This is a genomic window from Nonomuraea sp. NPDC003201, from assembly GCF_053590415.1.
In genome coordinates this window covers 1-11301 of record NZ_JBSFTC010000336.1, presented here as the reverse complement: position 1 = coordinate 11301, position 11301 = coordinate 1, and the positions used below count along the sequence as shown (strand labels likewise).

The window sequence follows — 11301 nt, the reverse complement described above, 5'->3', positions numbered from 1 at the left end:
GGCCTCCAGGCCGCACGCCCGGACGGCGGGCGGGCGGAGGGCCGGGGGTACGGCGGCGCGCCGCGCCGCCGCTTGATACCTATGAGATCAATTCGGCAAGCGTTTCCAACGCCAGTGCCCACGGGTAGCTGTCCATGTGCTCCCCGCCGGTGCTGGGCGGGTGTGGCTCGAACTGTGCTGGTCCGAGCAGGACACGCACGCCTTCTGCTCTGAGCTGGTCGACGCTGCGCTGAAGGGGGGCCCGTAAGGCGAGGGCATTGTTGACGAACGGCAGGATGACGACCGGGATACCGAGTCCGGGGGCTTCGGAGAGCAGGCCGAGCGCGTAGGTGTCGGCGATGCCCTGGGCGAATTTGTTGATCGTGTTGTATGTCGCTGGGGCGACGATGATGGCGTCGGCTCGGGGTGATTTCGGCTCGTCCGGCTTGCGGTATTGGCTGCGGACGGGGTAGCCAGTCTGCTTCTCCAGCGCGGGGATGTCGATGAAGTTGAGAGCTGGCGGGGTGGCGATGATCTGGACGGTCCAGTCTTGCTCTTGGGCGAGGGTGACGAGGCGACCGACGTGGGGGGCGGGTCCTGCGGCGCAGACGATGATGTAGAGGACCTTGCCGGGTTGGGTCACGCGATGACTCCCAGGGTGGCCGCGTACTCGCGGGCTTCGCGGCGGACGCTGATCGGGGCGGTTGCCAGGATGTCACGTACCAGCCGGAGGGCCGCGGGGCGGCCGGTGATTTCCTCGGGGGCGATCTCGCCTGCGGCGCGCAGGATGTGCAGGGCCTTGTCGTGCTGGTTCCACATGAGGAACGCGCGGGAGGTGTCGAGTAGCAGCGTGGCCTTGCGTTCGTTGATCGGCAGCTTGTCCAGCTCGACCTGGCGGGCGTAGTCGATGGCGGTGCCAGCGTCTCCCAGGCGAAGAGCGATGTTGGCTCGGTGGCACAGGACGTTGTTCGGGCCGAATGCGGTCCACATGTGGTTGGCGTCGTGGCCGAGTCGTGTGCCTGCTTCGGCGGCTTCGTCGAGGAGTTCGACGGTGTTGTGCCGGTCGCCGGTGTTGGAGGCGGCGACTGCTCCGCGGAGCAGCAGGGATCCGTAGATCGACAGGTCGTCGGGGGACGGGATGGTGAGGTCGGCGTCCATGCGTTGGGCTGCGCTGCGTGCGGCGTCGGTGGCGGCGCGGTGGTGGCCGCCGTCCATCAGGGCGTGGGTGATGATGCGGGAGCTTGAGCCGATCATGAGGGGGCTCTGGCTGGCGTGTGCAGCTTGAACGCTGCGGTCTGCGGCGAGCCAGGCGAGCCCCTTGTCCTCCTGCTTGAGCAGGATGGAGGCGGTCACGTGGTACGCCTCGGCGCACAGCATGTGAGCTCGTAGCCGGTCGTCGCCGTTCAGCGTGGTGCTGGCGGCGCGGAGTTTGCTGAGCAGGGCCGGCAGTTTGGCGGTCACCTGGGCGTATCGGCACGCCTGGTAGCTGCGCTTGGCAGTGCTTACTGCGGTGGCGAGTGCGTCGAGGTCGATCGGTCCGTCTGTGGGCGTGGAGTAATCGACGAGTGCGGCGGCGAGATTTTCGATATTGAGGCCGGTGTCCTGGGTGGGTCCGGGCTGTCCGATTACTGAGCTGAACAGGGCGGCCCCGGTGAGGCCGACGAATTCGCGGCGTCGCACGTTCTCGTCCTCTCCTCTTTCGACGAGATTCACAGCGCGTGGTGCATTTGCAAGGGTATCAACCGCTTTGGGGGAATCCACGTGCGTGCGGGTGCGCTTGGTGGGCGCGAAGCCCAGGTCTTCCGGGTCCTGGTGGGTGACCTCAGTCAAGGCCAGTCGGTAGGGCTCGCGCGGCCATGTGACCTCCCCTGCCTCCCAGCGGCGTATGCGCTCCTCGTCGCAGGCGAGGTTGTACTTGATCCCGCTCTTGGTGAGGTTGACCATTTTCGCCATTTCGGCGCGGGACAAATCGGCCTGCTGCCGCCAGTTCCGAAGTAGCACATTGGGTGTTGCCTCGGGCATACCTGGCCTGCTTTCCGATGGTGGATCGAAAAGGGGTTAAGAGGGGGGCCTGTTAGCGGGTCCCCTGATTCTGATTTGCCGGTGGACTTGCCATCAATCAACCACGGTACGTCAAGCGGACTTCCGCCACAGGGAGTACCGAACGACTCGCGAGGAGATGGCGACGGTGACCCGGCCAGACGAGAACAGCGAGGCAAGGCTCTGCCCTGCGTGTCGGGGGCGCGGTTACAAGCTGAAGGGCTCACGCCGCGATCTCCTGATCGGCAACGACGGGGAGGAGCCCGAACGGATTGGGGAGCGGGAGTGTCTCGACTGCCTCGGAAGAGGCCGGGCCGAAAGGAGCGGGAGATGAAGCCGATCGCGGCCGAACTGGCGGCAGATGTCATGCGATGGGACGCGGAGCGCAAACTCATCCGGCTGCGTGATGAGCTCACCGCCCTCGGTGTGAATGCGGAACTGCGCGACAACAACAGCGCACTGATGGTTGCCCAGCCCCATCCAGGGTTGCCGGTGTCGGTGTTCGTCGGGCGCGGCGGCGCCTACTACTCCTGGCAGGACGCGAGCAAGCGGCACCCGGCCAACGATCCGCAAGGCGCGGCCTCGGTCCTGGCCGAGTACATCAAGCGTTGCTGAGACAGGCGCGGCGAGGCGGTGACAGCGTGCTGGCCGGCGGGGCTGGGTGCGCTTTCCTTGGCTCGTCGCGTCTCATCGTTCACACAGGCCGGGGTAGCGTCAGCAACCCGCGTGGACAGACAGCCCGCACCGGGATACGCTCAAACTTGGTAAAACAACCTGTCGGGTGTTGGACGGTCAAAATGTCGCTAGAGTCCGTACCGCCGAAGTATGCACAGCTTGTGCAGGCCCTTCAACGGCGTATCGAGGCGGGAACCTACCCACCCGGCTCCCTCCTCCCCAGCGAACACCAGCTCATCCAAGAGTTCAGCGTCTCCCGCCCTACCGTCGTGGCGGCGCTGCGGGTGCTTCGCGAGCAGGGCTGGATCGAGTCTCAGCAGGGCAAGGGCCGGTTCGTACGCGGCCGTCCCGCGATGGCCACGGTGGAGCCCAACCGTCCAGGCCAGGCGTACCTGACCAACCCGGAGACCAACGCTCCCGGCGAACTGGTCGAGGCCGGTGCCGTCGCGCTGCCCAATCGGATGGCGGCGTTGCTGGACGCACAGCCAAAGAGCAAGGCGTTCCTGCGCCGACGCCTGATCGTCCGCGATGGCGAGCCCAGCGAGCTGGTCTCACTGTGGTTGCCTCTGGAGCTGTCGGAAGGTACCGACCTGACGAGCGGTGAGCCATTGCCGCAGGGCATCCGTGAGCATCTGAAGTCACGCAAGGGCGTGCGCTTCGATCACATCGTGGAGCAGATCACCGCCCGTATGCCCTCAATCGACGAGGCCAAGCAGTTGGGCATGCCGAAAAACATCCCGATTCTGGCCGTTTTTGGCGCCGTCCGCGATGCCTCTGGCCGGCCCCTCGCCGTCGTGGAAGTCCTGCTTCCCGCCGATCGGCACGAGTTGGAAGACGCGTACCCGGTCGCATAGGAAGCCATCCGCGTCATCGGACACGCTAGGGATCCGCTACGTGTTAGTAGCAGCGCCAATCCCCGTCCCACTTGTGAGAGTCGTACGCCTCGACGATGACTCGTCGGCCACCAGCGGGCCCCTCGTCTTCGAAGTACAGGGAGATCATCGCTTTGGCCGCCGCTCCCTTGATCGGCGACTGGTCGTAGTAGCGATGGATCTCCTGCGGGGTCAGCGCGGTTTGCAGCGTGATTCGGACGCGATAGTCGCAGTAACGTCCGCTGCCGCCTACCAGGTTCTTCCCGAAGGTCACATCGTGAGTCGTCGGGAAGACGTCTCGGGTGCGTGGCGGGAGAGGGTAGTCGAGGACACGCTCGTAGAAGGCTTCGAGGCGTGCGTTGTCCCGCCAGACGGGCTGCATTACCAGGACGAACACCACGGCAATCGGCGTGATGACAGCCGCCAGGACGATCCAGACACTTCGTCTCACGAGGTCGAACCATAAGGCCTGTAGCCATTCGACCTACGCCAAATCACGATCTTCGACTCAATGGTCCGCCTCGCCCCAAGGCGCGGCCCGTCCGCACCGCCTTCGAACGCTTGGGCACTTGACCTAGCAAGCTACGCAGAGTTATGCTCAAAAAACTCGATAGGTTAAGTGCCTGTCTGTCAAGAAAGGAAGCCGTCATGGCTCTGCAAGGTCCCATCCCCGTCACCTTCGCCATGGTCTTCCCGCACGGCTGCTACATCGTCGGCGAGGTCGAGCCCGTCAAGGACTTCGACGCCTCGTCCAACGGCCGGTTCGTGCAGGCCCGCGACAAGCAGACCGCAGAACTGGTCTGGCAGGTCGCGGTCATGGACGGTGACCCGACCCTCAAGCCCGCCCAGAAGACCGTGGCGGTCAAGATCCTCGCCCCGGTCCAGCCGGTGCCCCCGCAGCCGATGCCGGGGCTCCCGTTCACACCGGTCGAGTTCGACCGCATGTCCGTCACGCCGTACGTCAACGCGGCCGGACGGCTCGCCTACTCGATCAAGGTCCACGAGATGCACGCTCCCCGCCAGAGCGCCCCGAACAAGGCCGGAAAGGACGCCGCCTGATGACCCGTCGCCGTACCCCTCGAACCAGCGTGATCCGGCTGACCACCGGCCGGACCGCCCGAACCCTGCTCCACCCCTATGGCCACCGTGAGCCCGTGCTGGCGCTCGACTTCGGAGCCGCCTGCGTCCTGGTCACCACCGCCGGTCCGGTGACCGCGGACGACTTGACGTTCGCGCGCCAACTCGCCCGCGAGGCCACTCGATACGCCCGATCGGTCGAGCGCTCCTTGCTCGCGCAGGGCCGCACCCGTGAGGTGAGGGCGGCATGAGCAACCTCGGCCCGTACACCTACGTCACGCTGTCGATGCGACCGGACGACGCCCCACATCTGGGCGTTTCGTTCTACACGCCCCGGCTGCGCGTCAGCTCCGGGCTGCTGCTCAGCAACCCGCGCCCGTTCCTGGAATTCACCTCGCACGAGGCCCACGTGCACATCTCCACCACCGGCGCCGGCCGAGTCACTGACGCCGACCTGGCCACCGCCCGCGAGATCTTCAACGCCGCCGCTCGCTACCTGGCCGACTGCGAGCGCCTGCACACCGACCAGTCGGCCACCGACAAGACCGCCACCGACACGGCGGCCTGACCAAACAAGGCGGGGCCGCCAGAAGCGCCAACTTCCGGCGGCCCCTCGGTTCTCCCACGACTCCACATCACGAGAGGCATCTAGCTTATGTTCCGCAGACTTCCCGGCGACGAGGCGCGCAACCTCGTCTCCACCACCCCTGACACGGCTGTCGTCTTCCGCCCGGCCATCGTCACCACTCCCGCCATCGTCACTATCGTCATCCTGGCCGGTCGGCTCCTCGTGGGCCTGGTCCGTACCGTCTGGCGGCACCCCATCGCCATCGTGGTCCTGGCAGTGCCGTCCGTACTGTGCTGGCTGTACGGCTGGCAAATGGCGCTACTCCTGGTCGCTCCCCTACCAACGGGCCTGGCCGCCTGGGCCCTCCTCGATCGCGGCTCGTTCACCCAGTGGGTCGGCCGGCGGCTGCTGGCCTGGTGGCGGCTCATCTTCATCTACCGCCGACACTGGCAACCCGTCATGATCGTCTCCGGGCTCGGCAAGCACCTGCGCGGCCGTGACTACCTGCCCCGCCTCGGCAAGGTCACCTGCAACGCCTGGGCCGACACCGTCACCGTGCGCATGCTCGACGGCCAAGCCGTCAAGGACTGGTCCGACCGCACCGACCACCTCGCGCATGGCTTCGGCGCACCCTCCTGCCGCGTCTCCGTCGTCAAGGCCGGTCGGCTGGTGCTGACCTTCCCTCGCCGTGATCCGCTGGCCACGCCGATACCCGCGCTCCCCGTCCCGGCCGTGCCGACCGTGGGACCGGTCGAGATCGGCAGGCAAGAGGACGGCTCCCCTTGGCTGCTGAAAATCCTCGGCACACACGTGCTGGTGGCCGGCGCCACCGGAGCAGGCAAAGGCTCCATCATCTGGTCCACCATCCGCGCGCTACTTCCCGCGCTGCGGGCGGGCTTGGTCGAGATCTGGGCGCTGGACCCCAAGCTGATGGAGCTCTCGTTCGGCCGTGCCCTGTTCGGCTCCCACTACGCTGCCACCTCCGAAAAGTGCGCTGACCTCCTCGAACAGGCAGTCAAGGTCATGCAAGAGCGGGCCGCACGCTTCGGCGGCGTCCAGCGCTCCCACACCCCCACCATCGATGATCCGTTCATCCTGGTCATCGTCGATGAGGTCGCGTTCCTGACCGCCTACCAGTCCGACAGGGACCTCAAGCGGCGCGTCTCGGCGGCGCTGGCCATCCTGACCACCCAAGGCCGTGCGGTCGGCGTCGGCGTCCTGGCGGCGCTCCAGGATCCTCGCAAGGAGGTCATGACCATTCGCAACCTGTTCCCCGACAAGATCGCCCTCAGGTTGGACGAGTCGGAACAGGTGGACATGGTCCTCGGCGACGGCGCACGCGACCGCGGCGCACTGGCCGACCGGATCTCCCCGAACCCCACCTTGGGCGCGGGCGTCGGCTACGTCCGGTTGGAAACCAGTCCTGACCCGGTACGGGTCCGCGCGGCCTACGTCTCAGACACCGACATCCGCGCCATGGTCGCCAGCTTCGCGACGCAGGGCGGTGAGGCCCGATGACTCTGGCCCACGTCCTGGACGGGCTGCGCTGCTCGACCTGCAAGACCCTCAACACGCTCTGGCTCGACCCGTCCCGGGCGCTGGTCGAGTGTCGTGAGTGTGGACAGTCGGCACTGATCTTCCCCGAGATCGGCGAGGCAAGGCAGGAGGGGTGCCGATGACAGACCGGTCTACCCCTCGCGCCCTGCGAATGGCCCAACCACTTGCCCGCGATGTCATGGAAGAGGTCGCCAAGCAGTACGGCGTGTGCATCCGGCCCATCGCACTCAAGCGGCTCGATACCTACACCGGGCAAACCGAGATCATCGACGTGCCCTGCGGGGCCACCCTGGACAGCACATGTCCGCCATGCGCCAAGCGCAACCGCCAGCTCCGTATGGCCCAATGCCGGGAGGGTTGGCACCTCGACCACGAACCGATCACCACGCTGGACAAACCGAACGACGAACAACGCTGGCTGATCGAGTTCCGCGCCGACATGCAGGCTCAACGCGACCAGGCCGAACAACTCGGCCAGGACACCACCGACCTGGACGCGATCATCACCGGTCTGGACGCAGAGATCAACACGGCAGGTATGCGCGGCAACGTGCTGGGCAAGTCCGCGCCCAAGCGCAACCGCTCGACCCGCCGGCGACAGGACGCCCCTGACCTGCCCAAGCGCAAGATGGTCAACACCACGCTTGGCCGGACCTTCACCAGCTCGGATGGCGAGGTCTACCGACCCTCGCTGTTCGTCACGCTCACCCTGCCGTCCTACGGCAAGATCCGCGACGGGGTACCCGTCGATCCCGACACCTACGACTACACACAGGCCGCACGGGATGCGCTGCACTTCTCCAAGCTCGTGGACCGATTCGTGCAGAACCTCCGCCGCGTGGCGGGCTACGACGCGCAGTACTTCGCCACCGTCGAACCCCAAAAGCGGCTCGCCCCACACCTCCACATGGCCATCCGCGGCACCCTCCCGCGTGCGGACATCAAGCAGATCGCGGCGGCCACTTACCACCAAGTGTGGTGGCCTGCCGCCGATCGGCCCGTCTTCGAGAGCGATCACCTGCCGGTCTGGGGGAACGGCGTGGGCTACCTCGACCCCGGCACCGGTGAGGTACTGCCGACCTGGGACGAGGCGCTTGACCAGCTCGACGCCGACCCGGCGGCCGAACCCTTGCACGTGGTCCGCTTCGGTACCCAGGTCGATGTGCAAGGCGTGCTGGCCGGCACCCCCGACGCGGACCAATGCATCCGGTACCTGTCGAAGTACCTGACCAAGTCGCTGGGCGACGGTCTCAACGCGGACGACCCGGCACAGCGCGAGCACACGGCGCGACTGCTGGAAGCGTTGCGGTTCGAGCCCTGCTCGCCGACGTGCGCGAACTGGCTGCGCTACGGCGTCCAGCCCAAGGACGCCAAACCCGGCATGGCTCCAGGCCGATGCCGGGGCAAGGCGCACAAGCCCGATCACCTCGGCTACGCCGGGCGCCGCGTGCTGGTCTCCCGCAAGTGGTCGAACAAGACCCTGGCCGAACACAAGCAGGACCGCCGCACCTGGGTCCTGGAAGCCCTCGGCCAGACCGACCAGCCCACCGACCCGCACCGCTACATCTGGAAGCCCATCCCAGCCGGAGACGCCAACGTGCCGCCTCTTGCCGTCCGACTCCTCCGCACGGTGGCCGAACGTCAACGCTGGCGCGCTCACATGGCCCAACTCCAAGCCCAAGCAGACGGCCAAGATCCTTCGGCAACTGAGCGCATGGGGAGGGCGGCATGAGCAGGCGAGACGAACTACTCACCGTCGCCCAGGTCCTCGACGAACTCGGCGGTGTCTCCCGCCGCACCTTCTACCGCTGGCGCGAGATCGGCAAGGCACCGGAGGGCATCCGACTGCCCAACGGCGAACTTCGCATCTACCGCAGCGACTTCAACGCTTGGCTCGAAACCCTCCGGAGCGCCGCATGAACACCTCCTACAAGGTCAAGTTCTGGGACATCCGCACCAACACCAAGTCAGACGGCAAGAGCAAGAAGCCGCGGATCGTCTCCCACACCGTCCGCTGGACGGTCGGCAACCGTGAGAAGTCCTCGACCTTCAAGACCAAGGGCCTGGCCGAAAGCTTCCTGTCCGACCTTCGCCAGGCGGCCAAGAAGGGCGAGGCGTTCGACGCGGAGACGGGCCTTCCGACGTCGATGGTCAAGGCTAAGGAGTCCCGCACCTGGTACTCCTTCGCCGTCGCCTACCTACACGCCTGGTGGCCTCACGCGGCGGCCAAGTCCCGCGAGGGCATGACTGACACACTCGCCACCCTGACCCGCGTCCTGGTCGGTGATACGCCCGGCAGACCATCCGACGAGATCATCCGGCGGACACTGCGCGGGTACTCGTTCTTGCCCGAAGACCGCCGACCGACGGCGACACCGGAGATGGCACGGACCTTGCGCTGGCTGGAGAGTGCTTCGCTGCCGCTGAACGCTCTGGAGGAGACCAAGCACGCTCGTACGGCCTTGGAAGCCCTGGCTCTGTGCCTGGACGGCAAGGCCGCGGCGACCTCGACCTATCGCCGCAAGCGTGCTGTCTTCCACCACGCGCTCGAATACGCGGTGGAGCTGGAGGAGCTTTCGGCAAATCCACTCCACAAGGTCAAGTTCCGCAAGGCCAAGGTGAGCGGCGAGATTGATCGGCGCTCCGTGGTCAATCCAAAGCAGGCCCGCGAACTGCTCACCGCGGTGACCTACGTGGGACGGTCACGCGGGCCGATGCTGGCCGCGATGTTCGCCTGCATGTACTTCGGCGGCCTACGCCCGGCAGAAGCTGCGGGGCTACGGCAGAAGGACTGCCACCTCCCGGCGAAGGGCTGGGGCCTGCTGACTTTGGAGAAGACCAGGCCCCAGAGCAACAAGCGGTTCACCGACTCCGGGCAGGCCCATGATGAACGCGGCCTGAAGCACCGGGACGTGAAGCAGACCCGAACTGTTCCCATCCCGCCCGAACTGGTGGCCATCCTCCGCGATCACATCGCATCGTTCGGGGTCGGCGAGGACGGCCGGCTCTTCCGCACTCGCACGGGCGGCGTGATCTCCGGGTCTGCCTACGCAAAGGTCTGGCAAGAGGCTCGAACATACGCTCTCACGCCCGACCAGGTCGCCTCTTCCCTGGCGGGCAGGCCGTACGACCTGCGCCACGCGGCCGTCTCGCTCTGGCTCAACGCAGGCGTGCATGCCCCAGAAGCGGCCGAACGAGCAGGCCACGGCGTGGACGTGATGCTCCGCGTCTACGCCAAGTGCATCGACGGCCAACGGGAAGTCGCCAACCGGCGCATCTTGGGCGCGCTCGCTGCATGATCCACAACCACTGGCAGGACCCCGGGACAGCCCGGGGTCCTTTCGCCGTTCCGGGGCTCGAAACCGCCGTGCTCACCTGGGAAAACGAGCCCACGAGCATTCCGCGGATGTTCCGCGACCAGTGGCACAGGGCTGCTTTCGGCCGCATCACCCTGCCTACGAGCCAAGACCACCGATCATGCAAAAGACCAGGTCAACCCGCAGATTGCCTGGTCTCGGTTGCGCGCCCTGCAGGATTCGAACCTGCGACCGTCGGATTAGAAGTCCGGTGCTCTATCCAGCTGAGCTAAGGGCGCTCCCGCCTTATTGTGCATGATCCGGCGACATGTCACGCACACGTTTTCCTCGTGTCAGTCTGTCAGGCCGATCACACCTGCCATGAACAGCGCCCCCAAGGCGGTAGGCGTCAGGGGCGAACCAGTGGCCGAGCAGGGTGTGGGGGCCTCTGGGGGGATATCGGAGGTGGCCAGATAGGGGAGGAAACCGGCGAAAAGACCCCGGTAGGCGCTCCGGGTGCTGTCCGGGATGGTGATGAGGGAGGTCAGGGGGCGACGCGTCCAGGAGTTGGAAGGTCGGGATGCGGCGGCGGGCGTGTCGTAGAGGGATGTGACCGTTCGGGAAGTCGTGAGCGGTTAATCCTGTCGCGGTGGCCAGGGTCGGGGAGGTGTCCGTCTGGGCGCGGGGCCGTCCGGGTGGCTGGGGGCGATTGGAGCGTCTGTGGGGAGGCCGACATCGGCGTGGGGACGGGCGCTGTGGTGGGTGGCGTGGCGGTCGGGCGTGGTCATCTAGCGTTCGGCGATATGGGAACGCCGGGGCGAAGATCAGCATCGGCGGGGTGCGCCGAACGCCTCCGCCAGGGGTTTGGGGAGGAGGTCGAAGGGCGCCTCGCCGAGCATCGCCCCAGCGGTGGCGTTGAGGACCCAGCCTCATAGGACCCTGCGATGCTGCGCCCCGCGGCACAGCGTCCGGTCGCGCAGGCCCCGCGGCACAGCGCCTGGCACCATAGGACCCCGTAGCGCGGCACCTCGCGCCCAGCACCCGCCCGCGCAGGACCCCGCGGTGCGGCACCCCGCGCGACAGCGCCTGGCCGCGCAGGGCCTCACGACACAGCACCCCGCGCCGCAACACCTGGCCGCGCAGGAGCTCGCGATGCAGGACCCCGTTGTGCAGGACCCCCTTGCGCAGGAGCCCGCAGCGCAGGAGCCCGCAGCGCAGGAGCCCGCAGCGCAGGAGC

The 11301-nt window shown here is 66.9% G+C and carries 13 protein-coding genes and 1 tRNA gene; 10 read left to right on the top strand and 4 right to left on the bottom strand.

Annotated features, from left to right (window positions below):
* Positions 1–79 precede the first annotated feature (79 nt).
* Positions 80–622 carry a flavoprotein gene (locus ACWDX9_RS52700; RefSeq protein WP_449969511.1) on the bottom strand — a complete coding sequence of 181 codons (543 nt, stop codon included), beginning with the start codon at positions 620–622 and terminating at the stop codon, positions 80–82.
* Positions 619–2001: an XRE family transcriptional regulator gene (locus ACWDX9_RS52695; protein ID WP_449969508.1), complete on the bottom strand. Its 1383-nt coding sequence runs from the start codon at positions 1999–2001 to the stop codon at positions 619–621. Before ACWDX9_RS52695 ends, ACWDX9_RS52700 begins: the two co-directional genes overlap by 4 nt.
* Before the next feature lie 348 nt (positions 2002–2349).
* Here ACWDX9_RS52695 and ACWDX9_RS52690 point away from each other — a divergent pair, with 348 nt between their 5' ends.
* Both ACWDX9_RS52690 and ACWDX9_RS52685 read left to right on the top strand, forming a co-directional pair.
* On the top strand, positions 2350–2634 hold the full coding sequence (locus ACWDX9_RS52690; RefSeq protein WP_449969505.1) for a hypothetical protein: 285 nt from the start codon (positions 2350–2352) through the stop codon (positions 2632–2634).
* A gap of 182 nt (positions 2635–2816) precedes the next feature.
* A complete protein-coding gene (locus ACWDX9_RS52685; RefSeq protein ID WP_449969503.1) occupies positions 2817–3548 on the top strand; it encodes a GntR family transcriptional regulator in 732 nt (243 codons plus the stop codon).
* Positions 3549–3591: 43 nt separating this feature from the next.
* Here ACWDX9_RS52685 and ACWDX9_RS52680 read toward each other — a convergent pair whose 3' ends face one another.
* Entirely contained in the window at positions 3592–4017 is a 426-nt protein-coding gene (locus ACWDX9_RS52680) for a hypothetical protein (protein WP_449969501.1), read from the bottom strand.
* Positions 4018–4214: 197 nt separating this feature from the next.
* Between ACWDX9_RS52680 and ACWDX9_RS52675 the strand changes: the two genes are divergently transcribed.
* The 8 genes from ACWDX9_RS52675 (at position 4215) to ACWDX9_RS52640 (ending at position 10067) form a co-directional block, all read left to right on the top strand.
* Positions 4215–4625 (top strand): plasmid replication, integration and excision activator, encoded by a 411-nt coding sequence (locus tag ACWDX9_RS52675; protein ID WP_449969500.1) that lies wholly within the window; start codon positions 4215–4217, stop codon positions 4623–4625.
* A complete protein-coding gene (locus tag ACWDX9_RS52670; RefSeq protein WP_449969498.1) occupies positions 4625–4894 on the top strand; it encodes a hypothetical protein in 270 nt (89 codons plus the stop codon). The genes ACWDX9_RS52675 and ACWDX9_RS52670 overlap by 1 nt, the downstream gene beginning before the upstream one ends.
* On the top strand, positions 4891–5211 hold the full coding sequence (locus tag ACWDX9_RS52665; protein WP_449969495.1) for a hypothetical protein: 321 nt from the start codon (positions 4891–4893) through the stop codon (positions 5209–5211). Before ACWDX9_RS52670 ends, ACWDX9_RS52665 begins: the two co-directional genes overlap by 4 nt.
* A gap of 87 nt (positions 5212–5298) precedes the next feature.
* Positions 5299–6729, top strand: coding sequence for an FtsK/SpoIIIE domain-containing protein (locus tag ACWDX9_RS52660; protein ID WP_449969493.1), 1431 nt, complete (start codon positions 5299–5301; stop codon positions 6727–6729).
* Positions 6726–6890, top strand: coding sequence for a hypothetical protein (locus ACWDX9_RS52655; RefSeq protein ID WP_449969490.1), 165 nt, complete (start codon positions 6726–6728; stop codon positions 6888–6890). The genes ACWDX9_RS52660 and ACWDX9_RS52655 overlap by 4 nt, the downstream gene beginning before the upstream one ends.
* A complete protein-coding gene (locus ACWDX9_RS52650; protein ID WP_449969488.1) occupies positions 6887–8500 on the top strand; it encodes a replication initiator in 1614 nt (537 codons plus the stop codon). The genes ACWDX9_RS52655 and ACWDX9_RS52650 overlap by 4 nt, the downstream gene beginning before the upstream one ends.
* Positions 8497–8688, top strand: coding sequence for a helix-turn-helix transcriptional regulator (locus ACWDX9_RS52645; RefSeq protein WP_449969485.1), 192 nt, complete (start codon positions 8497–8499; stop codon positions 8686–8688). Before ACWDX9_RS52650 ends, ACWDX9_RS52645 begins: the two co-directional genes overlap by 4 nt.
* Complete coding sequence (locus ACWDX9_RS52640) at positions 8685–10067, top strand: tyrosine-type recombinase/integrase (RefSeq protein WP_449969483.1); 1383 nt, start codon at positions 8685–8687, stop codon at positions 10065–10067. Before ACWDX9_RS52645 ends, ACWDX9_RS52640 begins: the two co-directional genes overlap by 4 nt.
* Before the next feature lie 222 nt (positions 10068–10289).
* Here ACWDX9_RS52640 and ACWDX9_RS52635 read toward each other — a convergent pair.
* A tRNA-Arg gene (locus tag ACWDX9_RS52635) sits at positions 10290–10363 on the bottom strand.
* Positions 10364–11301 lie beyond the last annotated feature (938 nt).